The 24,583-nt window shown below is 61.5% G+C and carries 27 protein-coding genes; 16 read left to right on the top strand and 11 right to left on the bottom strand.

Annotated elements, in window-relative coordinates; genetic code table 11:
• Positions 1 to 113: 113 nt before the first annotated feature.
• Positions 114 to 911, bottom strand: coding sequence for an alpha/beta hydrolase (locus tag Q1B16_RS09525; protein ID WP_299787095.1), 798 nt, complete (start codon positions 909 to 911; stop codon positions 114 to 116).
• An 81-nt stretch (positions 912 to 992) separates the two neighbouring features.
• Between Q1B16_RS09525 and Q1B16_RS09530 the strand changes: the two genes are divergently transcribed.
• Complete coding sequence (locus Q1B16_RS09530; protein ID WP_299787098.1) at positions 993 to 2,468, top strand: NAD-dependent succinate-semialdehyde dehydrogenase; 1,476 nt, start codon at positions 993 to 995, stop codon at positions 2,466 to 2,468.
• A gap of 150 nt (positions 2,469 to 2,618) precedes the next feature.
• On the opposite strand, the gene Q1B16_RS09535 is transcribed toward Q1B16_RS09530, so the two are convergent.
• From Q1B16_RS09535 to Q1B16_RS09555, 5 genes are all read right to left on the bottom strand, one after another.
• Positions 2,619 to 3,086, bottom strand: a complete 468-nt coding sequence (locus Q1B16_RS09535; RefSeq protein WP_299787102.1) for an Hsp20 family protein — start codon at positions 3,084 to 3,086, stop codon at positions 2,619 to 2,621.
• A 116-nt stretch (positions 3,087 to 3,202) separates the two neighbouring features.
• Positions 3,203 to 4,036, bottom strand: a complete 834-nt coding sequence (locus Q1B16_RS09540) for a trypsin-like serine protease (RefSeq protein ID WP_299787105.1) — start codon at positions 4,034 to 4,036, stop codon at positions 3,203 to 3,205.
• Between the two features lie 61 nt (positions 4,037 to 4,097).
• The gene (glcF, locus tag Q1B16_RS09545; protein ID WP_299787108.1) at positions 4,098 to 5,411 is read right to left on the bottom strand and encodes a glycolate oxidase subunit GlcF; all 1,314 of its coding nucleotides are present in this window, start codon (positions 5,409 to 5,411) and stop codon (positions 4,098 to 4,100) included.
• Positions 5,412 to 5,414: 3 nt separating this feature from the next.
• A complete protein-coding gene (locus Q1B16_RS09550; protein WP_299787111.1) occupies positions 5,415 to 6,518 on the bottom strand; it encodes an FAD-binding protein in 1,104 nt (367 codons plus the stop codon).
• Positions 6,519 to 6,586: 68 nt separating this feature from the next.
• Entirely contained in the window at positions 6,587 to 8,035 is a 1,449-nt protein-coding gene (locus Q1B16_RS09555) for an FAD-linked oxidase C-terminal domain-containing protein (RefSeq protein ID WP_299787114.1), read from the bottom strand.
• A gap of 122 nt (positions 8,036 to 8,157) precedes the next feature.
• Here Q1B16_RS09555 and Q1B16_RS09560 point away from each other — a divergent pair, with 122 nt between their 5' ends.
• From Q1B16_RS09560 to Q1B16_RS09570, 3 genes are read left to right on the top strand one after another with little or no spacing between them, the layout of a single operon-like run.
• Entirely contained in the window at positions 8,158 to 8,568 is a 411-nt protein-coding gene (locus Q1B16_RS09560) for a CopD family protein (protein ID WP_299787117.1), read from the top strand.
• 3 nt (positions 8,569 to 8,571) lie between these two features.
• A complete protein-coding gene (locus Q1B16_RS09565) occupies positions 8,572 to 9,282 on the top strand; it encodes a DUF599 domain-containing protein (protein ID WP_299787120.1) in 711 nt (236 codons plus the stop codon).
• Between the two features lie 38 nt (positions 9,283 to 9,320).
• Entirely contained in the window at positions 9,321 to 9,650 is a 330-nt protein-coding gene (locus Q1B16_RS09570; RefSeq protein ID WP_299787123.1) for a hypothetical protein, read from the top strand.
• A gap of 115 nt (positions 9,651 to 9,765) precedes the next feature.
• Here Q1B16_RS09570 and Q1B16_RS09575 read toward each other — a convergent pair whose 3' ends face one another.
• A complete protein-coding gene (locus tag Q1B16_RS09575) occupies positions 9,766 to 10,686 on the bottom strand; it encodes a rhodanese-related sulfurtransferase (protein WP_299787126.1) in 921 nt (306 codons plus the stop codon).
• Between the two features lie 113 nt (positions 10,687 to 10,799).
• Between Q1B16_RS09575 and pncA the strand changes: the two genes are divergently transcribed.
• The 3 genes from pncA to Q1B16_RS09590 all read left to right on the top strand — a co-directional run bounded on the left by pncA (position 10,800) and on the right by Q1B16_RS09590 (position 12,686).
• The gene (gene pncA, locus Q1B16_RS09580) at positions 10,800 to 11,393 is read left to right on the top strand and encodes a bifunctional nicotinamidase/pyrazinamidase (protein ID WP_299787129.1); all 594 of its coding nucleotides are present in this window, start codon (positions 10,800 to 10,802) and stop codon (positions 11,391 to 11,393) included.
• The gene (locus tag Q1B16_RS09585) at positions 11,390 to 12,091 is read left to right on the top strand and encodes a YkgJ family cysteine cluster protein (protein ID WP_299787132.1); all 702 of its coding nucleotides are present in this window, start codon (positions 11,390 to 11,392) and stop codon (positions 12,089 to 12,091) included. Before pncA ends, Q1B16_RS09585 begins: the two co-directional genes overlap by 4 nt.
• A gap of 124 nt (positions 12,092 to 12,215) precedes the next feature.
• Positions 12,216 to 12,686 (top strand): TerB family tellurite resistance protein, encoded by a 471-nt coding sequence (locus Q1B16_RS09590; protein ID WP_299787135.1) that lies wholly within the window; start codon positions 12,216 to 12,218, stop codon positions 12,684 to 12,686.
• Between the two features lies 1 nt (position 12,687).
• Here Q1B16_RS09590 and Q1B16_RS09595 read toward each other — a convergent pair whose 3' ends face one another.
• Positions 12,688 to 13,179, bottom strand: a complete 492-nt coding sequence (locus Q1B16_RS09595; protein ID WP_299787138.1) for a hypothetical protein — start codon at positions 13,177 to 13,179, stop codon at positions 12,688 to 12,690.
• 357 nt (positions 13,180 to 13,536) lie between these two features.
• On the opposite strand from Q1B16_RS09595, the gene pncB reads away from it, so the two are divergent.
• The 6 genes from pncB (at position 13,537) to Q1B16_RS09625 (ending at position 19,789) form a co-directional block, all read left to right on the top strand.
• Positions 13,537 to 14,829, top strand: a complete 1,293-nt coding sequence (gene pncB, locus Q1B16_RS09600) for a nicotinate phosphoribosyltransferase (RefSeq protein WP_299787141.1) — start codon at positions 13,537 to 13,539, stop codon at positions 14,827 to 14,829.
• 92 nt (positions 14,830 to 14,921) lie between these two features.
• Positions 14,922 to 15,734 carry an ABC transporter substrate-binding protein gene (locus Q1B16_RS09605; RefSeq protein WP_299787144.1) on the top strand — a complete coding sequence of 271 codons (813 nt, stop codon included), beginning with the start codon at positions 14,922 to 14,924 and terminating at the stop codon, positions 15,732 to 15,734.
• A 13-nt stretch (positions 15,735 to 15,747) separates the two neighbouring features.
• Entirely contained in the window at positions 15,748 to 16,581 is an 834-nt protein-coding gene (locus Q1B16_RS09610; RefSeq protein ID WP_299787147.1) for an amino acid ABC transporter permease, read from the top strand.
• A complete protein-coding gene (locus Q1B16_RS09615) occupies positions 16,581 to 17,312 on the top strand; it encodes an amino acid ABC transporter ATP-binding protein (RefSeq protein WP_299787150.1) in 732 nt (243 codons plus the stop codon). Before Q1B16_RS09610 ends, Q1B16_RS09615 begins: the two co-directional genes overlap by 1 nt.
• A 95-nt stretch (positions 17,313 to 17,407) precedes the next feature.
• Complete coding sequence (locus tag Q1B16_RS09620; protein ID WP_299787153.1) at positions 17,408 to 18,829, top strand: saccharopine dehydrogenase NADP-binding domain-containing protein; 1,422 nt, start codon at positions 17,408 to 17,410, stop codon at positions 18,827 to 18,829.
• A 165-nt stretch (positions 18,830 to 18,994) separates the two neighbouring features.
• Positions 18,995 to 19,789, top strand: a complete 795-nt coding sequence (locus Q1B16_RS09625; RefSeq protein ID WP_299787156.1) for a helix-turn-helix transcriptional regulator — start codon at positions 18,995 to 18,997, stop codon at positions 19,787 to 19,789.
• Here Q1B16_RS09625 and Q1B16_RS09630 read toward each other — a convergent pair.
• Positions 19,741 to 20,460, bottom strand: coding sequence for a hypothetical protein (locus Q1B16_RS09630; protein ID WP_299787159.1), 720 nt, complete (start codon positions 20,458 to 20,460; stop codon positions 19,741 to 19,743). The two genes, Q1B16_RS09625 and Q1B16_RS09630, sit on opposite strands and share 49 nt — an antisense overlap.
• A gap of 339 nt (positions 20,461 to 20,799) precedes the next feature.
• Here Q1B16_RS09630 and Q1B16_RS09635 point away from each other — a divergent pair, with 339 nt between their 5' ends.
• Both Q1B16_RS09635 and Q1B16_RS09640 read left to right on the top strand, forming a co-directional pair.
• The gene (locus Q1B16_RS09635; RefSeq protein WP_299787162.1) at positions 20,800 to 21,288 is read left to right on the top strand and encodes a twin-arginine translocation pathway signal; all 489 of its coding nucleotides are present in this window, start codon (positions 20,800 to 20,802) and stop codon (positions 21,286 to 21,288) included.
• Positions 21,289 to 21,316: 28 nt separating this feature from the next.
• On the top strand, positions 21,317 to 21,916 hold the full coding sequence (locus Q1B16_RS09640; RefSeq protein ID WP_299787165.1) for a ferric reductase-like transmembrane domain-containing protein: 600 nt from the start codon (positions 21,317 to 21,319) through the stop codon (positions 21,914 to 21,916).
• A gap of 4 nt (positions 21,917 to 21,920) precedes the next feature.
• On the opposite strand, the gene Q1B16_RS09645 is transcribed toward Q1B16_RS09640, so the two are convergent.
• Positions 21,921 to 23,144 (bottom strand): MFS transporter, encoded by a 1,224-nt coding sequence (locus tag Q1B16_RS09645; RefSeq protein WP_299787168.1) that lies wholly within the window; start codon positions 23,142 to 23,144, stop codon positions 21,921 to 21,923.
• Between the two features lie 102 nt (positions 23,145 to 23,246).
• Between Q1B16_RS09645 and Q1B16_RS09650 the strand changes: the two genes are divergently transcribed.
• The gene (locus Q1B16_RS09650; protein ID WP_299787171.1) at positions 23,247 to 24,179 is read left to right on the top strand and encodes an aldose epimerase family protein; all 933 of its coding nucleotides are present in this window, start codon (positions 23,247 to 23,249) and stop codon (positions 24,177 to 24,179) included.
• 139 nt (positions 24,180 to 24,318) lie between these two features.
• Here Q1B16_RS09650 and Q1B16_RS09655 read toward each other — a convergent pair whose 3' ends face one another.
• Positions 24,319 to 24,450 carry a hypothetical protein gene (locus Q1B16_RS09655; protein ID WP_299787174.1) on the bottom strand — a complete coding sequence of 44 codons (132 nt, stop codon included), beginning with the start codon at positions 24,448 to 24,450 and terminating at the stop codon, positions 24,319 to 24,321.
• Between the last annotated feature and the right edge of the window lie 133 nt (positions 24,451 to 24,583).

A 24,583-nucleotide genomic window follows, 5' to 3' on the forward strand; every position in this document is an offset into this window, starting at 1 on the left:
CTTCCCGGCGACCGTCGCACGGGTCTGAACGGCAGGGCCTGTCTCTTTCAGTCAGATCGAGGTCCGAAAAAGACATGCCGCACGGCAAAGCTCTTGCCGAATTCGGCGGAGTGTCAAGAAGCGCCTCCGAGAATTGCCTGCATCAAGGGGCTGTCGGCCTGTGTCATGCCATTTATCACGTCAAAATGATGCTTGCCGGGGTCGATGACCCGCTCACATTCCCATGCATCGGCCAGCCATTGCGCCTGATGGAGGAACACGGGCCGCTCGCCGCCGCCCACCCAGACCGTCACCGGGACGGATGGCGGGGACATCAGCACCGGGCTTTCCGCCTCAGCCGCTGCCATGTCTAGTTTGAAGTCCCGATTCATCACCGTGTGCATCAGCGGGCGCAGGTCCGCGATCGGAGAGATCGGAACGCATTTCACGACGCGCGCCAGCACGTCTTCGGGCAGAACGCCCTTTTCCAGCATCCGTGCGACAAGCTGCCCGCCCGCCGAATGACCGGCGAGACGGATCGGACCCTCCACTTCGCGTGCGATCACCGTAATCGCGTTGGCCACCTGCCGCGTGATGTCTGCGATCCGGACGCGGGGACACAAATCATAGGTGGGCATCGCAACCGCCCATCCGTGATCCAGCGCGCCCTGCGCAAAATGCGACCACATCGACCCGTCGCCCTGCCGCCAGTAGCCGCCGTGGACAAAGACGACGATCCCTTTCGGCTTGCCATCGGGCAGGAACAGATCCACGATCTCGCGCGTTCCGTGCCCATACATCACCCCAAGGCGCGCGCGCCCGAGAACGGACATGCGTTGACGAAACGCATCCGCGTCCGCCTGCCACCGGATCGGGTAAGTATCTCCGTCCGGAATGTGTTTCGAATTTGCGTATGCGTCGTCCCAGTCCACGGCGCGCCTCCTGCTCAACAGCCCTTGCCATTGCATCTATCAAGTGTTCCACCTTTGTCAGCATAAAACCGGAGGGATCCCATGCTTGACCAGACAACAAATCTCGCCAGCTTGCTCAAGGACCCGTCGCTGCTGGAAACCCGTGCCTATGTAAACGGCGAATGGATCGACGGGGACGATGGCACCTTCGCCGTCGACAACCCGGCCCGCCGCGACACCATTGCCGAGGTCGCGGACCTGTCGCGCGCGCAGGTCGCAAAAGCCATCGCAGCGGCCGAGACCGCGCAGAAGGAGTGGGCCAAGTGGACCGGCAAGGAACGCGCCGCCGTGCTGCGCAAATGGTTCGACCTGATGATGGAGAACCAGGACGATCTCGCCACGATCCTGACCGCCGAGCAGGGCAAGCCCCTGACCGAAGCAAAGGGCGAAATCGGCTACGGCGCGTCCTTCGTCGAGTTCTTCGCCGAAGAGGCCAAACGCGTCTACGGCGAAACCATCCCCGGCCACCAGCGCGACAAGCGCATCATGGTGATGAAGCAGCCCATCGGCGTTGTCGGCTCGATCACGCCGTGGAATTTCCCCACCGCCATGATCACCCGCAAGGCCGGCCCGGCGCTGGCCGCCGGGTGCAGCTTTGTTGCCCGCCCCGCCGCCGAAACGCCGCTGTCGGCCATCGTACTTGGCGTGCTGGCCGAACGGGCGGGTATCCCGGCGGGCGTGTTCAACGTCGTGCCGTCATCCTCGTCGTCCGAAGTCGGCAAGGAAATGTGCGAGAACCCGGCAGTGCGCAAGATCACCTTCACCGGCTCGACCGAAGTGGGTCGCATCCTGCTGCGCCAGGCCGCTGACCAGGTCATGAAATGTTCGATGGAGCTTGGTGGCAACGCACCGTTCATCGTGTTCGACGATGCCGATATCGACGCCGCCGTCGATGGCGCGATCATGTGCAAGTTCCGCAACAACGGGCAGACTTGCGTCTGCGCCAACCGCATCTACGTGCAGGCCGGTGTGTATGACGAGTTTGCCCGCAAGCTGAAGGACAAGGTCTCGAAGATGAAAGTCGGGGATGGCCTTGAGGCGGGCACGGATCTTGGCCCGCTGATCAATTCCGAGGCGCTTGAAAAGGTGCAGGAGCATATCGATGACGCCAAATCCAAGGGCGCAGATGTGATCCTCGGCGAGAAAGAGCACAACCTCAGGGGCAATTTCTTTGCCCCTGCCATCGTCACGGGGGCCACGCCGGACATGAAATTCTCGACCGAGGAAACCTTCGGCCCGCTCGCCCCGCTTTTCAAGTTCGAGACCGAGGATGACGTGATCGCGCTGGCAAATGATACGATCTTCGGCCTTGCCAGCTATTTCTACGCCAAGGACCTCAGCCGCGTCTACAAGGTGGCTGAGGCGCTGGAATACGGGATCGTCGGGGTCAATACGGGCATCATCTCGACCGAAGTGGCCCCGTTCGGCGGCGTCAAGCAATCGGGCCTCGGCCGGGAGGGCAGCCATCACGGGATCGAGGAATTCCTTGAGATGAAATACGTCTGCCTCAGCGTCTGAGGCGGCGATTTTTCGAAAAAATCGCACGAGACCCTTCAAAGGGTCTCAGCCCCGCCCAAAAAAAGGCCCGGCAGCGTCCTGCCGGGCCTTGTTCTTTTCAATCCGGGTCTCGGTCACGAAACCCAGTCGGACGTTCGAAATCCGCGCGGCTTAATTGACCGCTTTCGCGTCCACCACATCCTTTTCGATCGCATCTGCCTTCGCAATTTCAATCCGGCGCGGTTTCAACGCTTCGGGGATCTCGCGCTCGAGGTCGATATGCAGCATGCCGTTCTCATGGCTCGCGCCCACGACGCGGACATGGTCGGCCAGATGGAACCGGCGCTGGAACGCGCGGGTGGCGATGCCGCGATGCAAGAAGGTGCGGTCCTCGTCCTCGTCCACCTTTTTGGCGGACACGTGAAGGGCCCCATCCTTGACCTCGACGGTCAGATCGTCATCCGAGAATCCGGCGACGGCGATCGAGATGCGATAGGCATCATCTGCGGTTTTTTCGATGTTGTAAGGCGGGTAGGTGGGCTGGCTGACCTCGTTGGTCAGAACCCGGTCCATGAGATCGGCGATTTGGTCAAAGCCGACGGTTGCGCGGTAAAGCGGTGCGAAATCATATCCTCGCATAGGTCATCCTCCATTGAGCGATACCAGTTGTGACAAGCCTTCCAGTGTGGACAGGCTCGGTTAACGATGTCGGGCCCCGATTGGGCATCCCGACGCGATAAATGTGGGAAGGTTGATCAGGGTTTCAAGAGGTCCGACGACCCGACGGGACGCACGAATTTCGCACCCGTGTTCTTGCGCGCACCGTCTTCGGCGCGGAAGGGTCGAAAGACCGATCCCTCTTCAAAGCCGGCGCCGTCTTTCATCACCGACAGGATTTCGTCGATCTGCTGATCCAGCGGCGCGCCAAGCGAAACCGGCTGATCGCCGCTTCGCGCTTTAGAGGACACTATCGAGACAATTCTCGGACCGTCCGAGCGGAAGGCGAAAACTGGTGAGCCGGAGCTGCCGAAATCCACCGAACAGGACATGATCACCACCGTGGCCTGCGCCGAGATCACCTCGCAGGTGTCCTGCATCGAGGGCGCTTCGGATCGGTTGTGGGCGTAGGATACGACGCCGACACTCTCGCCGATGGGGGGGCGTTCACCGGTGACGAAGGGGATGATCGTCGTGTTGCGCACGGGATGCTGCAATTCGATCACCGCGATATCGTGATACACCCGGTCCGAGCTCGGCGCGGCGGCAAAGTCATACTCCGGATGCGCGACGGCGCGCCGGACACGGCGATACGCGGCGGCCCGACCATTGCGCCAGCCCGCCAGAAACTGAATATCTTCGGGCGCAAGCAAAGCGCCCGCGTCATCGTAAAGGCAATGCGCGGCGGTCAGCACCATCTTGGGCGAGATCAGCGACCCCGTGCAAAACGCGCGGCCGGCAAGTTCGAGACGGCCAACCGCTTCCCACGCGCGACCATCCTGACGGCTCTCCATCGAGAACAGCCCGGTATCCTGTGCTGCCACCATGACCGGCAGCAACGCAAAGCATGCCCCCACGAGCACATGGCGCACAAATCACCTCCGTTTGGTCTACGGTCTATGATCTGAATCGAGCATAAATATGACCAAGTCGTTAAACAACAAGCGAATTTAACGCGGCGGGTTTCGGCCCACCTGTCGCCCAGTCCAATAATTCCACCGTGTGAACGATGGGAATCTCGGTTCCCGATCCGATCTGCATCATGCAGCCGATATTGCCAGCTGCAATGATCTCCGGCTGTTTCGCCTCGAGCGTCCGGACCTTGCGCGCTTTCAATTGCTTCGAGATTTCCGGCTGCATCAGGTTATACGTTCCCGCCGATCCGCAACACAGATGGCTGTCCGCCGGTTCGACAACCTCGAACCCGGCCGCTTTGAGCAGGGTCTTCGGATGCGTCTTGATCTGTTGCCCGTGCTGAAGGCTGCACGCCGCGTGATAGGCCACGCGCTTGCCGCCATGAATGGTTCGAGCCTGCGCCACTGCGGCCTCGTCGACGAGGTCCACAAGCACTTCGCTCACATCCCTGGCAATCGCGGACACGCGCGCGGCGTCCGCCGCCAGCGCATCGTTGCGGAACATATGAACGTAATCCTTGACGGTCGTGCCGCACCCGCTGGTGTTGATGACAATGGCATCGAGCCCCGGACCGTCCATCTCGCGCGCCCAGGCTTTGATGTTGGCCGCCGCCGAATGATGGCTTTCATCCACCTTGCCCATGTGATGGGTCAGCGCCCCGCAACAGCCAGCCCCTTCCGCAACGACCACTTCGCAGCCCAGCCGCGTCAGCAACCGGATCGTGGCGTCATTGATATCGGTGTTGAGCGCCTTCTGCGCACAGCCCGTCATCAGCGCGACGCGCTTCTTGCGCGGCTGCGCAGGCGCAAAGCTCTGCGGATCGTCATTGCGGCTGACCGGCGGGATGCGTTTCGGTGCCATCTCAAGCATCGCCTTGACGCGCGCATCCGGGATCAAGGGCGCAAAGGGTTTGCCGATCTTCGCCAGAAGCAAAGCCACACGAAACCGGGTCGGATAGGGCAGGATCCGCGCCAGCGTCCAACGAAGCGCTTTCTCGTGCCAAGGGCGGTCGTAATGCTCTTCGATATAAGCCCGCGCGTGATCGACCAGATGCATGTAATGCACACCCGACGGGCAGGTTGTCATGCAGGCCAGGCAGGACAGACAGCGATCGATATGTTTAACCGTCTTCTCATCGGGTTTGCGCTCGTTCTCGAGCATGTCCTTGATGAGGTAAATCCGCCCCCTCGGGCTGTCCAATTCGTCCCCCAACACCTGATATGTTGGACAGGTCGCGGTGCAGAACCCGCAATGCACGCAGGTCCGCAGCACCTCGTTCGAGCGTTTGAAATCCGGGTCGCGAAGCTGGTCTTCGGTGAATGTCGTCTGCATCGATTACCCCATCAAGCCTGCGTTCAGGATGCCCTTCGGATCGAATTTCTGCCGCAGCCCCTGTGACAAAGCCGCAATCGGCCCGGGTTCGGGCTGGAACTTCGGCTGCCCGCTGCCGCGTACCAGAGTCGCGTGGCCGTCGAACGCACCCAACCGCGCCCGAACATCGGTCCCCTCCGGCACGCGTGCCCAGATCAGCCCACCGCCCCAGTCGTACAGAACAGCATCTGCCTCGATCGAGGCTGCCAACGCCGCCGCATCGGTCGGTGTCACCGACACGCGCCACACGTCCCCCGCAACGCCGTGAAACGGCGCCACGTCCCGGACCCGGTTCCAGCTTTCGGCGACCGCATCGGCATCCCGCTCGATCCGGACCGCCAGATCGGGGAACAATTCCGCCAGCTTCTCCGCGCGATAAGTGACCGATCCGGCAAAACCTTCGATCCGCAACATGGTCACGGGGGTTTCGTCCGGCCCCACCGGCAGATGCGCTGCGCCGGACACTTCAAAGGGCGATCCCAAGGCCTTTGCCATCGCCGTGACTGCCTCGGTGTCGTCCAGCCCGTCGATCAGGACACAGGCCGCAGTTTCCGGCTTGGGCAGCACCTTCAGGCTCACTTCGGTCAAGACACCAAGCGTGCCCCAGGACCCGCTCATCAGCTTGACCAAATCATACCCGGTGACGTTCTTCATCACGCGCCCGCCATTCTTGATGATATTGCCTGCACCATCGACGAACCGCACACCCAGCATGAAATCGCGACAGGCCCCCACCGACACGCGGCGTGGCCCGCTGACATTCGCGGCGACAACACCGCCGATGGTCGGCTCCCCATCCGTGCCCATCAGACCGCGATGGTCCATCGGCTCGAACGCCAACCTTTGCCCCTCGGCCGCGAGAGCCGCCTCGATCTCGGCCAATGGCGTCCCGGCCTGCGCCACCAGTGTCAGCGATCCCGGTTCATACAGCGTGATCCCCGACAGCCCGCCGGTCTCCAGCAACGTCCCATTAAGGTTAACGCCCCGCGTTCCGCCGCCACGCACACATATCGGAGCGGCGGCCGCAGAAATCATCTCGGCCAATTCGGCTTCTGTCTCAGGTCTCATGGTTTCTTTGGGCCTCAAATATCTCGGGGGAGTCGCGCAAAGCGCGACGGGGGCAGCGCCCCCAGTCCTCACTCTGCCGCCAACGCGACGCTGCGACGGCTTTCCGACGCGGCCAAGGGAAACACCTTCGCCGGGTTCAAAAGCCACGCGGGATCGAACACGTCCTTCACAGCCATCTGTGCTTCAAGATCCGCAGGCGCGAACTGGTCCACCATCAGATCCCGCTTCTCGATCCCTACACCATGTTCTCCGGTCAGGCACCCGCCCACCTCGACGCACAGCCGCAGGATGTCTGCTCCGAACGCTTCGCAGAGCTCCAGATCACCTTCCTTGTTCGCATCGAACAGGATCAAAGGGTGCATGTTGCCATCGCCCGCATGGAACACGTTGGCGACATCAAGCCCGTATTCCTTGGACATCTCGCCGATCCGGCGCAGCACATACGGCAATTCCGACACCGGGATCGTGCCATCAAGGCACATATAATCGTTGATTTGCCCCATCGCGCCGAAAGCGGATTTGCGCCCCAGCCAGATGCGCCCGGCCTCGTCCGCGTCCTTGGCCTCGCGCAGTTCCACCGGGTTGTGCCGCCGCGCGATCTCCAGGATGAGCGCCAATTGCTCGTCGATCTCCGCCGGGCTGCCCTCGACCTCGACGATCAACAGCGCTTCGCACATCGGGTAGCCCGCCTTGGCGAACGCCTCGGTCGCTTCGATGCAGGGGCGGTCCATGAATTCGATGGCCACGGGCAGGACGCCCGCCTTGATGATGTCGGCCACACAGGCGCCCGCCACCTCGTTCGAATCGAACCCCATAAGCACCGGCCGCGCGCCTTCGGGTTTCGGTAGGATGCGCAGCGTGGCCTCGGTGACGACGCCCAACTGGCCTTCCGATCCGCAGATCAGACCCAAGAGGTCATAGCCCCCGGCATCCAGATGCTTGCCGCCGATCTCCATGATGGTGCCATCCATCTGCACCAGGGTCACGCCCATCAGGTTGTTCGTCGTCACCCCATATTTCAGGCAATGCGCCCCACCCGAATTCATCGCGATGTTGCCCGCGATAGCGCAGGCCAGCTGGCTGGACGGGTCGGGCGCGTAGAAAAACCCATCCGCCTCAACAGCGCCGGTCACGCTTAGATTGGTGCGCCCGGTCTGCACGCGGATGAAGCGGTTGTCGTAGTCGGTTTCGAGCACATCGTTCATCCGTGCCACGCCCAAGAGCACACAATCCGCCGTGGGCAAAGCGCCACCTGCCAGCGAAGTACCGGACCCGCGCGGCACCACCGGTACGCCCATCTCGTGACAGACTTTCAGCACTGCCGACACCTCTTCGGTCGACGAGGGCAGAACCACGGCCAGCGGCGGGCACTTGTAGGCGGTGAGCGCGTCGCATTCGTAGGCGCGGGTTTCCATCTCGTCCGAGATCACAGCGTCGGGCGGGATCACGTTGCGCAGGCGGGCGACGATCTGTGCCTTTCGGGACAGCACGTTGGCGTTGGGCTGGGGCATCTGCATGACGGTTCCTCCAAATTGGTAAAAAGATATAACCAATCTGACTGAATAGGCCAGCGGAAATTTCGCCCCACGCGGCATCTGTGCCTCTTGCCTTTGACCACAAGCCCCGTCACCAAGCACATATGGATTGGATCAAGATCATTCATATTCTCTGCGTCATGGGGTGGATGACCTCGATTTTCGCAGTGCCGCGGGCGTTGATCTATTGGAAGCGCGAGTATGATCGGATCGGCGAATTCGGTCCCTTGGGCGATCTGACGATCCGGCTCTATCGCTTTTCCGCCGGGCTGGGGGTGATCGCGCTCATTACCGGGCTTTGGCTGGGCGGGCTTTGGGGAATGCCCACATGGTTGTGGCTCAAGCTCGGTCTCGTCCTGCTGTTGGCGCTGCATTACGCGTGGACCGGGCGGTTGGTGATCCGTGCAAAACGCGGTGTCTTCACCGAATCCGACCGCTATCTGCGCATCTTCAACGAAGTCAGCGTTTTCGGCGTTATCGCGATCCTTTGGGTCGTCGTGGTCAAGCCGTTCTGAGCGATGGAGTGGTTCGACCGCCTCTACCTGTTCACGGCTCTCGACGCGGTGGGCCTTTGCCTTCTGGTGGTGAGTTGGATCGGATGTACGCTGGTCGTCGAGAACGCCCCGAAATCCTACCCCTCCACCTCGCAGATCATGGCCGGGTTCCGCCGCGACTGGATGCGCCAGTTCGTGACCCGGCAGCCGCGCATCTATGACGGGCAAATCATCGCAAGCCTCCGACAGGGCACGGCCTTTTTCGCTTCGGCCAGCATGATCGCAATCGGCGGTGGTTTCGCATTGCTGGGCAACGCGGAACGGTTGCGCGGCGTGGCGCAGGACTTGACGCTGGAAAGCGATCCGATCTTCCTGCTCGAAGTCAAACTGCTGGTGCTGCTCCTGTTCGCAGCGAACGCGTTTCTCAAGTTCGTCTGGTCGCACCGGCTGTTCGGCTATTGCTCGGTGATCATGTCGGCGGTTCCCAACGATCCCGAAGACCCCCAGGCGATGCCGATGGCTTTGCAGGCGGCCGAAGTGAACATTACCGCCGCGCGGGGGTACAATCGCGGACTGCGCTCCGTGTATTTCGGCATCGCGTCCTCCGCCTGGCTTCTTGGGGCGGGACCATTGTTACTTGCCACCGGAGTGACGTTGCTGGTGATCCTGCGCCGGGAATTCGCGTCGCAATCGCGGCAGGTTCTGCTCTACGGCGCGCCGGACGCGAAAACGTGACTTTCGGTCTTGGTGCGGTCTGGTAGCCTGAGGGCATGATGACCCGATTGCTGATCTGCCTCGCGTGTTTCGCAATGCCCGTTCTGGCCGACCCGCCGGACATCGTGGGGGCCGAGGTGAGTGGAACACGCGTGTCTGTGACGCTGGCACATCCGGATACCGGTTGGGATCACTATGCCGATGGCTGGCGGATCGAGGCCGAGGACGGGAGCGTGATCGGCACACGGGAATTGCTGCATCCGCATGTTGAGGAGCAACCGTTCAAGCGCAGCCTGACCTTCAGCGACTTGCCAGACGGGCCGCTGTTCATCCGTGCGAAATGCTCTGTCGACGGATGGTCGGAAACGCGGTTTCCTTTGTCCCGCTAAGATTCTTCGTACGAAGAATCTTAGGCCCGACCCCATAAAAATGTGTGAACGAGAAAGGGAACGGAAGCTGACCTAATGTTTCGCGCGCGAAACAATAGGACCGGGCCGGACCTATTTACCTTTCGTCAACCACATCTGCGTGCAGGTGTCGCTCGCCCCTCGCTTCGGCCAAGCGGATTTGCTTTTGCCGTTCGCGAAAGCGCGCCTTGTCCTCGTCCGAGGTCTCGTCGATGCACAGATGGCAAGACACGCCGTGTTCATATTCGGCCCGGTTCTTGTCTTCCGGTAAAATCGGGCGACGGCATGCGTGGCAGAGCAGATGCGGTCCTTCCTTCAACCCATGCCCCACGGACACGCGACCATCGAAGACAAAGCAGTCGCCCTTCCAGGTGCTTTGATCTTCGGGCACCTCTTCGAGATATTTCAGAATCCCGCCCTTGAGGTGATACACCTCGTCGATCCCTTGGCTCAGCAGGTAATTGGTGGACTTTTCGCAGCGAATGCCGCCGGTGCAGAACATCGCGATGCGCTTGTTGTGGAAGCGGTCTTTGTTAGCTTCCCACCATTCAGGGAATTCGCGGAAGCTCTCAGTCTTGGGATCGACTGCGCCTTCGAAAGTGCCGATGGCGACCTCGTAATCGTTGCGCGTGTCGATCACGGCGACATCCGGGCTTTGGATCAGCTCGTTCCAGTCGGAGGGTTGCACGTAGTGACCCACCTTTGCGCGCGGATCGACATCGGGCACGCCCATCGTGACGATCTCTTTCTTCAAGCGCACCTTCATGCGGGCAAAGGGGCGTTCGGACGCGGTGGAGAGCTTCCATTCCAGATCTGCACAGCCGGGCAGGGCGCGCAGATGGGTTAACAAAGCGTTAACGCCAGCCTCGGGGCCAGCCACCGTGCCGTTGATCCCTTCGCGCGCCAAAAGCAGCGTGCCGGTGATTTTGTGATCGCGACACAGCGCGATGAGCGGCCCCTGCAAGGCGGCGGGGTCGTCGAACCGGGTGAAGTGGTAGAGTGCGCAAACCGTAAACATGGGCGCGGGATTACGCCCCGAAGCTGCGCCTTGCAAGGTTCTCGAATGCCACAACCCTTGACCGCCCTTAGCTGGGTTCTTACCCAAGAGACATCCAATAGGAGGCTTGCCCTATGTCCGCGCTGATCGTCATCGACGTGCAAAACGATTTCTGCCCCGGAGGTGCCCTTGCCGTGCCGGAGGGGGATCAGATCGTTTCGGGGATCAACGCGCTGATGGCCGAAGCCGAGGCCGTGGTGCTGACGCAGGATTGGCACCCCGCCGACCATTCGAGCTTTGCGTCGCAGCACGCGGGGCAAGAGCCGTACGGCATGATCGAGATGCCCTACGGGCCACAGGTGCTCTGGCCGGATCATTGCGTGATCGGATCGGAGGGGGCGGCGTTTCACGAGGAACTCGATACCGACCGGGCGGAAATGGTGATCCGCAAGGGATTCCGCCGCGCCATCGACAGCTATTCGGCGTTCTTCGAGAATGACCACAAAACGCCGACGGGGCTGGAAGGCTACTTGCGCGCGCGGGGGATCACCAAGCTGACGATGGCGGGTCTCGCCACGGATTTCTGTGTCGCCTTTTCCGCCATTGATGCGGCGAAGCTGGGATTCGACGTAACAGTCCGCATGGACCTGTGCCGCGCCATCGACCTGAACGGATCGCTGGACAAGGCGAAACAGGACATGGCCCAAGCCGGTGTCACGCTGGCATGAGCAAATCCCCGACGCTTGCAGACAGGCTTCGTGAGGCGCGGGTCGCCAGTTCACCGGATGTGAGTGATCGCGCGAAACGGGGGCTTCTGGCCTATGTCGGCGCGCAGACCGATGCCCGTCAAGCAACAGCGGACGTCGCCGATGGCACGGCTGCCACCGGCATAGGACGGGTGGCCTTGTCGGCGATGTCACCGACGGGGCTGGCCTGTACGACCGGCTGCGCGTTCTGCTGCATCCTGTCGGGAGAGGATGGAGGTACCATCACCGAAGCCGAAGCGGTTGCCCTGCATCGCGCGCTGGCGCCCTTGGCGGGTCAGCCGGACGGGCGCGACTGGCACCCCAAGGCTTGCCCATCGCTCGACCCCGACACCCATACATGCCGGGCGTACGAGCACCGACCCACCATTTGCCGCGCCTACGTGTCGACGGACGTCGAAGCCTGCAAGGCCGTGGCCGAGGGACAGGCGGCGCAGGGTCCGGGCACGCTCGGCCCGTACCACACCTATCTTGCGGCCATCGGCCTGAGCCGCGCGGCGCTTAGGGGGACGAAACGGGTTTCGACCTATGCGCTTGCGCGGGTGGCTGCAGCGGCTGTCGACGGGCGGTCTCTGGACGAGGCGCTGTCGCTGTCCCGGCACAAGCCCGCTGAGCTTGATGCGGAACTCAGGCGCAGCAAGCGGGATCTGTCGCGCGCCTGAGCCCGGGGTGTTTCTGAATGTCCACTGTCGCACAACGACCGGTGCCACCTTGTGTTTCTTGCTTTGTGGTCCTTGCGGAGTTTCGTAAGATGCAGAAAAACAGATCGCTCAGAGGCACCGAGCCATGTTCGAACGTATCCTTGCCCTTTTTGACAAGGCCGTACCCACCACACCCTTGCCGCCGGCCGACGCAAAATACGCGCTGGGCGCACTGATGGTGCGGACCGCGATGGCGGATAAGGCGTATCTCTTCCAGGAGGTCGAGGAGATCGACCGCGTTCTGGCGCGCATGTACGGGCTGAAGCCACTGGAGGCCGCGAAGATGCGCGCGCAATGTGAACGGCTGGAACACGAATTGCCGAAGACCGCCGATCTGACCGCGATCCTGACCGAGACTATCAGCCAGGAGGAGCGTGAAGCTGCAGTCGCGGCGCTGTGGGATGTGGTCTATGCGGATGGGAATCGGACGCTGAAGGAGACTTTGCTGGTGGGCGAAATCGCCGGGCTGCTTGGCGTCGATCCCAAGACATGCGAGGCGATCCGGGATCGCGAACTGGCCAATTGGTCAGAGACCCACCGGCACAGCGCAACGTGATCTAGACCGCTGGTCGCGCCGCCTGTTCGGAGCGATACACGAGCAAAATAGCAAGTGCGAATATCAGCATGACGCTTCCCGTGACAAGCTCACCGCCATCCTCGATCAGACCGAACATGCGGAAGGCCAGACGCCCGGGAAGATCGCTCGGCTGGCGGAAAGCGATGTGCAGCATATCGATTACAACGCCGAAAAACCCCAAAAGTACAAACAACGCGGCGAATGCCTTGGCGTGTGCCCTTTCTGCCCCATTCGCAGCGCGGTAGCCGATCAGGAAGGCCGTCAAGAGGATCGAGGTTGCGAGGGCCGTGGCGAGCATTTCGCCGAAATCCTTGGCACGCAGCGAAAAAGCGGGCTCGAACCCAAAAGTGGCCGCGAGCCACTGGCCCATCGTTTCGTGGTATTGAAAAGCGTCGTCGATAAAGAGGTATCCGAAGGCGAGGCACCAGAACAGATCCATTGAACGCTGCCGGCGCAGGAACAGCGTGCCCATGATTGTCGCGATTGCGGCCCATTTCAGCCAGAGAAAGACGGAAGGTGCGCTGAATTCCGCCGTGATGCTGAAAGCTTGGGGAACGCTTTGCAAAACACCCGAGAATGACAGGAAGGAGAGACCGATATATAGACCAATGAACAGGACATCGACCGCCAGAACCGCAAGTGCAAGATAACGCGCGTGGACATTCTGATGAACGGCTGCAAAGCTTTGCTTCAACACACCCAACACAACTCGCAACCTTGTTCCAACTAACCTGTTGGAAAACCTAGCCCCGGTATATGTGTTGAACAAGCCCGCTTGCTCTGACTCCCTGCATCCGGCAAAAGGCTTGCAGTCCTTCAGGAGCGCGCAATGACCGATCTTGCCACACGTGTCTGGAACCACAAATGGAAGATCGACCCTATCGTGCGGTCGCTCATTGATACGGATTTCTACAAGCTTCTGATGTGCCAGTCGGTGTTCCGCAACAAGCGCGACACGCAGGTGACGTTCAGCCTGATCAACCGATCGTCGCATGTGCCTTTGGCCAAGCTGATCGACGAAGGCGAGTTGCGCGAGCAGTTGGATCATATCCGGTCGCTCTCCTTGCGCCGCAACGAAAGCACCTGGCTGCGCGGGAACACGTTTTACGGCAAACGGCAGATGTTCCGCCCGGATTTCATGGAATGGTTCGAGAACCTGCGTCTGCCGCCCTATCACTTGGAACGCTTGGGCGATCAGTATGAATTGACGTTCGAAGGGGCGTGGCCCGAGGTCATGCTGTGGGAGATCCCCGCGCTGGCCGTGTTGATGGAGCTGCGGGGGCGTGCGGTTCTCAACGATATGGGGCGGTTCGAGCTTCAGGTGCTCTACGCCCGCGCCATGACGAAGCTCTGGGAAAAGATCGAGAAGCTGCGCGAGGTGCCGGAGCTGCGCATCGCGGATTTCGGCACGCGGCGGCGGCATTCCTTCCTGTGGCAGGATTGGTGTGTGCAGGCGATGTTCGAAGGGCTTGGCGACAGTTTCGTCGGCACGTCGAATTGTCTGATCGCCAAGAACCGCGATCTTGAAGCGATCGGCACAAACGCGCATGAGTTGCCGATGGTTTATGCCGCGCTGGCCGAAGATGACGCGGCGCTTGCCAAGGCCCCCTACGATGTTCTGGCCGATTGGCACGAAGAGCACGAGGGCAACTTGCGGATGATCTTGCCGGACACCTATGGCACAGAAGGTTTCTTGCGCAATGCGCCCGATTGGCTGGCGGGGTGGACCGGCATCCGGATCGATTCAGGCGATCCGGCGACCGGCGCGGAGATCGCCATCAAGTGGTGGAAGGAACGCGGTGAGGACCCGACCAAGAAGCTCGTGATCTTCTCGGACGGTCTGGACGTGAACAAGATCCTCGAATTGCAGCGCCAGTTCGCGGGCCGCGTGCGCATGTCCTTTGGTTGGGGCACTTTGTTGACCAACGATTTCCGAGGGCTGACCCCCGATGACCGTCTCGCGCCGTTCAGCCTTGTCTGCAAGGCGGTCGAGGCGAACGGCCGTCCGACAGTCAAGTTGTCGGACAATCCCAACAAGGCGATGGGGCCGCAGGACCAGATCGACCGCTACAAACGCGTGTTCGGTGTGGGCGACCAGGAACGGCTCGAGGTAGTGGTCTAGGTTCCGCTCCGCCCGCGCATCGCGTTGCCGCTGGACTCTGTTTCGCGGTCAGCCATATCCTTCGCGCAAAGGCTCCAACAGGAAGGTTCAAGATGTCCAAGATCGTATCCTTGAGTGCCGTGTTCGCCCTGATGGCGACATCGGCGATAGCGGCGGGCGAATGTGCCGCTGGAAAGACACTGGAAGATGGCAAGCTGACCATCGCGACGGGCAACCCGGCCTATTACCCTTGGGTGCTAAACGACGCTCCTGAAAGCGGCGAGGGGTTCGAAGCCGCCGCTGCCTATGCCGTGGCCGAGGAAATGGGCTTTGCCGCCGACAACGTGGTCTGGGTGCGGTCGTCCTTCGATGAGGCGATCCAGCCGGGGGCCAAGAATTTCGATCTGAACATGCAGCAATATTCGATCACGCCGGAGCGCGACCGGGTGGTCGATTTTTCAGAGCCGTACTACACCGCGCCAATGGCCGTTTTGGTCAGCCCGGGGGCAACCGAAACCGAACCGACGCTGGACGCGCTGCGTATTTTGAAATGGGGGGCGGTCGGATCGACCACGGCGGTGCCGAAGCTGGACAGCGTGATCCAGCCCGATAGCGATGTACTGCTGTACGGTGACAACGCCGATGTGAACGCGGCGATGTCGGCCAACCAGATCGATGCCGCGCTGTTCGATCTGCCCACGGCGCTGTTCCTGTCGGCGGTGATGATCGAAGGATCCAAGGTGATCGGCCAGTTCGCGCCGGATGCCAGCGACAACCCAGACCAGTTCGGGATGCTGATGGAAGAAGGCAGCGCGCTCAAGGAATGTGTCGATGCGGCGCTGACCGCGCTTCGCGACAGCGGTCGGCTGGCCGAGATCGAGGCGCAATGGTTGCAGGACACGACCGGCGTTCCCCTGATCCAGTAGGCGGCCTGCGCGCATGACACAGCCAAACGCGGCGGGCGCAACCCGCCGCCAAAGATACGAGGCCGCACAGCGCCGCCGCGCTGCATTGATCGCGGCGACCAGCACGGCTTTGGTGGCAGCCGCCATCGTGACCCTTGTCCCGATGACACCCGGTTGGGAAAAAGTGCAGCGCAGTTTTTTCAACTACGACACGCTGGTTCTGACCTTTCCCAAACTGCTTGAGGCCTTCACGATTAACGTGATGATCTTTGCCTGGTCGGCACCTGCGATTGCGGTCTTGGGGCTTTTGATCGCCTTGGCGCGGGACACCAAATCTCCGGCACTCTTCCCGTTGCGCATATTCGGCGCGGCCTTCACGGATGTGTTCCGGGGGGTTCCGGTCATTCTGACGGTGTATCTGATCGGATTCGGTATTCCCGGCCTTGGCCTGCCACGACCTTGGAATTCGCCTTATATTTGGGGATCTCTAGCGCTCATCCTGACGTATTCGGCCTATGTTGCCGAGATCTTCCGATCCGGCATCGACAGCGTGCACCACAGCCAGCGCGCCGCGGCCTTGTCGCTGGGTCTCACCGAACGGCAGGTCACGCGCGACGTGGTGCTGCCGCAGGCCATTCGCAACGTGGTGCCTGCGCAGATGAACATGCTGATCGCGTTGCAAAAGGACGTGTCGCTGCTAAGCTTCATCGGCCCGGTCGAGGTGTTCCGGCAGGCCGGGGTGTTCAAATCGCTGCTGGCCGATTTCACTCCCTATGTGGGAGCCGCGATCATCTTTCTGGTCGTGACAGTCCCGGCCACGCGCTATGCCGATTACCTGATGGCGCGACAAAGACGGGACCGACGCTGATGGCCAAGCTGAAATTGCGCGGGGTTATCAAGCGGTTCGGCGACGTGACCGTGTGCGACGGGATTGATCTGGATGTTGCCGAAGGCGAGATGGTCTGCCTGATCGGGGCGTCGGGTGGCGGGAAATCGACATTGCTCCGCTGCATCAACCTGTTGGAACAGATCGAAGATGGCGCGATCTTTCTTGATGGAGAGGACGTGTCGGTTCCGGGGCTTGATCCGCAGCGGGTGCGGTCGCGCATCGGCATGGTTTTTCAAAGCTACAACCTGTTTCCGCACATGACCGCGATCGAGAACGCGATGCTCGCCCCCCGCCGGGTCAGGGGCCTGTCACGCGACGCGCTGCGCCCCGAGATCGAGGCGCTGTTCACGCGGTTCGGGCTGGCGGACCGGATGGAGAAATACCCCGACCAGTTGTCAGGTGGGCAACAGCAACGGGTGGCCATTGTCCGGGCGTTGGCGATGAAGCCCGAGGTGATGCTGTTCGACGAGATCACCTCGGCTCTCGATCCGCAATTGGTGGGCGAGGTCCTTGACGTGCTTTTGCAGCTCAAGTCGGAAGGTATGACCATGCTGCTGGCCACGCACGAGATGGAGTTCGCGCGGCAGGCCGCTGACAAGGTGTGTTTCCTGCGCGATGGCAAGATCATCGAGGAAGGCCCGCCGGCAGTGGTGTTCGGCGCGCCGCAGCGGGCAGAGACCCGCGCGTTCCTGAAACGTGCTTTGAAATGACCTTTTGGAACTGGCATGCGATGCCAGCTTTGGACTCTGACAATTCCGCAGGTTAGTTACGACCGCGCAACGATATCAATACGCAAGGAGCGATCATGACGCAAAACCATCCAGTCTACGGGCGCATTGACGGGCCGATCGTGATGATCGGATTCGGGTCGATCGGGAAGGGGACGTGGCCTCTGATCGAGCGGCATTTCGAATATGATGCGGACAAGTTCACCGTGATCGAGCCTGATGCGGGCCAGGCGAATTTTTTGCGGCAGCACAAGATCAATCACAAACAGGTCGCGCTCACGCCGGAGAATTACCGGGAGGTGCTGGGAGAGCTGTTTACCGACGGAAAAGGGTTCTGTGTGAACCTGTCGGTGGATACCTCGTCGCTCGACCTGATGAAGTTCTGCCGCGAAATGGGCGTGCTTTATATCGACACCGTCGTGGAGCCTTGGGCGGGCTATTATTTCGACACGACCGACAACGCGGAGCGGACGAATTACGCCTTGCGACAGAAGGTTCGCGACGAGAAGGCGGCCAATCCCGGTGGCACGACGGCGGTCAGCTGCTGTGGGGCCAATCCGGGCATGGTGTCATGGTTCGTGAAAGAGGCGTTGTTGACGCTTGCCAAGGACACGGGGAGCGACGTGGACGTGCCGCAGGACCGCTCTGGTTGGGCGAAGCTCATGCAGTCTCTGGGAGTCAAGGGTGTGCATATCGCCGAACGCGACACGCAGGCGCGGCGGACGCCTCGGCCCCGCGATGTGTTCGTGAACACATGGTCCGTCGAGGGGTTCATCGCCGAAGGGTTCCAACCGGCGGAACTGGGTTGGGGTACGCATGAGACCTGGTTCCCAGAGAACGGCCATTCCTATGACAAAGGATGTCAGGCGGGTATTTGGCTCGAACGGCCGGGCGCGATCACGCGGGTGCACACGTGGTGCCCGACACCGGGGCCGCAATTCGGGTTTCTGGTGACCCATAACGAGGCGATCTCGATTTCGGATTACTATACCGTGGGCGATCCCGGCGCGCCGGACTACCGACCCACCTGTCACTACGCCTATCACCCCTGCGACGATGCGGTTCTGTCGCTGCACGAGATGTTCGGGTCGGGCAAGCAGCAGACCAGGCATCATATCCTGACCGAAGACGAGATCGTTGAAGGCATCGACGAATTGGGGGTGCTGCTATACGGGCACGAGAAAAACGCGCTCTGGTACGGATCGCGCCTGTCGAACGAGGAAACCCGCGATCTGGCGCCCTATCAGAACGCCACTGGCCTCCAGGTCACGTCAGCGGTTCTGGCAGGCATGGTCTGGGCACTCGAAAATCCGCAAGCCGGGATTGTCGAGACCGACGAGATGGATCACGCCCGCTGCCTAGAGGTGCAACGCCCGTATCTTGGCCCCGTCGAGGCGCATTATACAGATTGGACACCGCTTCAGGACCGGTGGGAACACTTCCCCGAAGACATCGACGAAAGCGATCCCTGGCTGTTTCGGAATGTGCTGGCGAGCTGAGAATAGAGCGCGTTGATTGCGGTATATCTGAACAACGCACGGGATGACGTCGCTGGAATGCCGGGCATTTGATCATCTTCAGGATGCAAAATTGCTATACATACCATCTGTGCGGCGCTACCCCTGACCGTGATGTGAGTGGGCGCTGTAAGAGTGGAACGTGAGATGTCGTCTGACCTGACCGAATTGGATGTGCTGGATAGCTTCAGGGCAAACCTGAAGAACATCATGAAAGCGCAAAACCTCAGCGAAGCAGAGCTTTCGGTTCGGGCGGGGTTCGAGGACACGGGCGCGGTCGACGCGATGATGCAAGGCACAACGTTACCCAATCTCGCCGCACCTGTGCGGCTGGCGGACGCGTTGGGCGTTCCGGTCGAGGTTCTCTTGCGTGACCAGCGCGCGCATCTTCAAAAAGATTTTGAGGCGGTCCCGATCCAGGAGGTGGACAAACAGGCGGCGCGTCTCTTGTCCGCGGTGTTCAAATCGGCGGAACGGTCCTTGGACCGGATCGGGACGCGTCCGACGCTCGATTCCATCATTTCGTGGTGGAAAGAAACCGATGGGGATTTGTCCCGTTCCGAACAGATCGCGCCGCATTTCGATCTGGTCAGTGCGGCTGAGGCGCTGACTTCGGTGCCGCGTATCCATCACGTCGGGGCGCTGGGGCTTTCGGCAACGACACTGGGCTCGGCCGAGAATGCGCGGTTGGAGAATTTCCTCGAAACGTTGAGCACCTCTGACCGGGCCGAGTTGAACGGCCAGATCCGGTCGGTCTCGCATACCGGTGTCGGGATGATCACGCCGCTCAAGCGGATCGTGCCGTTCCCGGAAACGAACGAAACCGTGGAAGTCAGTTTCGTTCGTCTCATGCTGCCGGTGCGGGATGCGTCGGGAACGTTGTTCGTCCTGAATTATTCCACCCTTCTGAGCGAATCGAGGCCAAGAAGACAGGATGGGTGACGGTTGAAAAACCGCGCCATGTCGGCCAGTTCGGCTGACTGGATCGCGACAAGGTATTCGCCCACGGCCCGGCCTTTCGGCAAGGCGCCCCAGACATGCGCGCCGGGATATTGCCGGGTGAAGCCGTATTCGGTTGCATATCCAAGCCGCGCGTCGTCGGCGCGGACAAAAGCGTAAAGCCAATCGGGATGCCAGCGCATTTGGCAATAGGCGAAAAGCAGATGCGTATAAAGCGACAGCAGATGCCGCGACCCGCGCATGTGTTCGGCGATGAAAAACTCGCCCATATAGATCACCTTGCCGGCAATCTCGTCACAGGGGCGCGGTCCGTCCGAGACCACGCGCAGATGCCCCTGTCCCTTGTAAAGCCTGCCATAGCTGCGTTCCCAAAACCCCGACAGGGTTTCGGTGATCAGCGTGTCTGAGCGCGCAGCGACGCCGCCGATGTCGTCTCCATCCTTGCGAAGGATGAGCCATCCGGCGTTGTCCTTCGACAGATCGTTGTGTTCGGACGAGATCATCGGCGTGATCGAGTTCTTGCCGATCGCCCGCATGCGGTCTTCGCAGGCCTGGAAATCGGAGGATTCCTCGATTGTGATGCCGCGCTCTTCGAGGCTGCGCAGGCAAGAGCTGAAGAAGGTCATGAGGTCTAGGATTGCAGATTTGGCCACGTGGTGTCTCCGTTGGTGAGAGGTTGAATAACGCCACCAGACCATCCCATTCACGGACCTGCGCCAAGCCTTAAGGTTGTTTTTTCGGATGTGATACACCCTTTAGGCGCGTGCTGCCGATGGTGTAACACATCCCGAAAGCCCGGATTCTTGACGTTGTCTGAACAGGTCCCTGGTTGAGGCGGCGCAGATATGCCAGCCGGGATCACGAAGCTGTGGGAACGCTTTTGCGAATTCGGCGGATGCCCTACCTTTCTTTCAGGTATTCATGTGGCAAGGGCTCTGGCGGATCGGCCCCTCGGTCGGCGGTCCCTTGCGCAAAATGACAGGAGGCCTGAGATGACGACTCGCGTTTTTACACGCCGGACACTTCTGACCACCGGAACCGCTGCCGTGACGCTTGGTGCGTCCGGCCTTGTCGTCCCCGCGCGGGCGCAGGGCGTGGCGCCCACTCCGTCGATGCGGGGCGGATCGAACAACTACCTTCCGGGCGCGCCCATCGTGGAGCAGATCGGCGGAGGCGGTTTCTGGATGACCGGCACCGTGCGCCGTGCCGGAGACGGAGCGCCACTGGCGGGGCAGCGCATTCAGGTCTGGGCCCACACGACCGAAGGCCACGAGCGCGACCCGCACAGCCACGGTGCGACACTGACGGATGCAAATGGCGAGTTTCGCCTCGAGATGCCGCAGATCGTGCCCGCTTTCGGTCAGGCGCATGGGCATCTGGCCTATGACGACGACGAGTTCGAGACGGTGTTCCTGCGGCCCCTGATGGGCAGCCCGCGGGACACGAGCCTGAGCGCGCATTTCGTTCTTCAGCCCGCGTGATCCGACCGGACCCGGTGCGTTCACACAAATGCGTGGAACACTGATCTGGGCACTGGTGGCCATCGCCATTCTGATGCCCAGCGGGCTGGCCTTGTCGAGCCCGCTTCTGCAATGGCGTCAGCCCGTCTACATCATCGCCGGGTTTGCTGGCGTCGTCGGCATGACCCTGTTGCTGCTCCAGCCATTGCTCGTGCGTGGCGTTCTGCCCGGATTTGCGGCGATGCGGGGCAGGCGAGCGCATCGGTTCGTCGGTGCCGCGCTTGTCTTGGCTGTCGTCGTCCACGTGGTCGGTCTTTGGATCACCAGCCCGCCCGATGTGGTCGACGCGCTGACCTTTACCTCTCCGACACCCTTTTCGGCCTGGGGCGTGATCGCGATGTGGGCCATTTTCGGTGCGGCGTTGCTGGCGGTCCTGCGCCGCCGCGCCGGGATACGGCTTGGGCTTTGGCGGATCGCGCATACCGCGTTGGCGGTGGTCATTGTGGTTGGAACGGTGATCCACGCTGTGCTGATCGAAGGGACCATGGAAACCGTGTCAAAGATCGGTTTGGCGGGTCTTGTCTTGATTGCGACGGGTGTCGTCATCGCGGATCTGCGAGGCTGGTTCCGACGTGCGCCAAGCCGTTGATCCGTCAGGCCGTCGCCGGGCGAACCGACCGGCCGCGTTGTCCACGTAGCAGGATGACGATCATGATCGCGATGTTGAGACCGTTCCAGACGATGCCGTTCACGAAGGCCCATTGGTAGCTGCCGGTCACATCGTAAATCCAGCCGGACAACCAGCCGCCAAGGGCCATGCCCATGATCGTCATCATCATGACGAAGCCAACACGCGCCCCGGCCTCGCGCGCGGGCATGTATTCGCGCACAATCACCGCGTAGCTCGGCACGATGCCGCCCTGGCTCAGCCCGAAGACAAGGCTGACAAGGTAAAGTGACACCAGCCCGCCTGCGGGCAGGTACAGAAACAGGGCTATGGCCTGGAGCGTCGAACCGAGCAGCAAGGTGGGAACGCCTCCGATCCGGTCTGCCAATGTGCCCGAGATCAGCCGCGAAACGACCCCTCCCAAAAGCATCAGTGACAGCATCTCGGCCCCGACGGCGGCGCCGAAGCCGTAATCGACACAGAGCGCCACGATATGTACCTGCGGCATCGACATTGCGACACAGCACCCGATCCCGGCGAGACCCAGCATCCACTGTAACTGTCGTGGCGAAAACCCGGTGGCGCGGGTGCGGCTGGCCGATTGCGTGTCAGCGGTTGCGATGGCCTCGGCCGGGACACGGGTGCGCAGCATCAGCGCGAGTGGCGGTATGATGAGCAGCGTGAGCAGGGCCAGTGCCGAATAGCTCCACCGCCAGCTTGCGCCATCGGCCAGGTTGCCCAGAAGCAGCGGCCAGATCGCGCCGGACAGGTAATTGCCCGACGCCGCGATGGCCACAGCAATGCCCCGACGGCGCAGGAACCACTGCGAGATATCGGCGATCAGCGGGCCGAAGCTGCACGCGGTCGCAAAACCGATCACGAATTGCAGCGCCGTCAGGATTAAGAGCGACGGGCTCAACGCGGCAAGCCCATAGGCCACGGTCAGGGTCAGGGCGCAGACGATGAGGGCCGTGGTGATGCCAAACCGGTCGACCGCACGGCCGACATAGAAGTTGCCCAAGGCAAAGCCGATCATCGTCAGCGTGTAAGCAAGCGACACATCGGCCCGGCCCGCAGCGAATTCCGTTTCGACTTCGGGCATGACGACGATGATCGCCCACATGCCCACATTGCCCATGACCGCGATCAGGAGAGTGACAAGAAGGCGGAGCCACGCATAGCGGCTGTCGAGGACGGACGGCATACCCATGGCGCCACCTTAGCGGGGCGGCGGGGCGGTGCCAGCGTATTTTCCGCTCCCCTTGACCTTGGCGCGGCTTCGGGCCTTTTTGACGAGGAGGGAGGCGCGATCGTGGACGAGATTTCGCAACATCTTCTGCGCGACGGGGAGACTGAAATCACCGTTCTGTCGATGGGCTGTGCCATCATGGATTGGCGGGTTCGGGATCGGTCCGTCGTACTTGGATATGCCGCGCCGGAGCAGTATCGACAAAACCCGGCCTCGATGGGCGTCGTCTGCGGGCGGGTCATCAATCGCATCGCGGATGCGCGCTTTGTCCTGGATGGGGTCGACTATGCCTTGCCAGCGAATGACGGGCCGCATCACCTGCATGGGGGACCGCAAGGTCTGGGCCGCCGCAACTGGGGAATCGAACGGATCGATGATCGTGCGGTTCGGTTCACCCTAGTGTCCGAGGATGGTGACCAAGGCTATCCCGGGCGCGTTCGGTTTGTTGTGCATCTGAGCCTGAATGCGGGATGCCTCACTTGGGAGATGGAGGCCCTGCCCGATCGCGTGACGCCGATCAATTTGGGTCAGCACCTCTATTTCAACCTGATGGGCGCGGGCACTGTGAAGGACCATGTTCTGACCATTGCGGCGGATCGCTACACCCCGACCCGTGCGGACCTCGTGCCGGAGGGGCGGATTATTCCGGTGGACGGTACGGCCTTCGACTTTCGGAAGGGTGTGCGGCTGAGCGACGGCGCGGGCTGGGACGGCAATGTCGTGTTGAACCCCGAGGCCGACATGGCGGCGGAACTGACCGCGCCAGATGGGATGCGCCTGCGTCTGTGGACGGACCGTCCGGGTGTGCAGGTCTACACGGCCAACAAGCTGACGCAGAGCTTGCCCGAAGGACGCGGAGCGGCGCATCGCCCCTGGGCCGGTATTTGCCTCGAGGCGCAGGATTTGCCGAACGCGGTGAATGAACCTTCGTTCGGGTCGATTCTGAGCTCACCGGACGCGCCGTATCGGCAGGTGACGTCGATCGAAATCGGCTAGGACGTTTCGGTGATCGATGCGGTGACGCATCGAGTCTTTCCGTTGACGGAAAGATGCGCCGGTTGTCAGGTTTGCGATACCTCTCCAATCGCGGCTTTCTTGGCATGCGGCGGAGTGCATATTTGGAAAAAGAAGAAGCTCAGTCAGCTTTGGGCAAAGTGGCCAGATCGCTCAGGATCGGGCCGGTGTCCACATCGGCCTCGCGCAAGACGCGTTCCGAGCTTTCGAGGACCGCCTGTCCAGCAATGCGCGCTCCACCCCGCCGGTGCATCCGGCGCAGCTCAGGTTTTCGACAGCGAAGCGGAGTGTGGTCATGGGTGTGATCCTTCTGTCATGAGGATCAGATAGGGTTTCCAGTGACTGGAAGGTCAAGGGCCTGCTGGGTGATTTTCGATCAGGAGGTG

The organism is uncultured Marivita sp. (genome assembly GCF_947488135.1).
Taxonomy (GTDB): domain Bacteria; phylum Pseudomonadota; class Alphaproteobacteria; order Rhodobacterales; family Rhodobacteraceae; genus Marivita.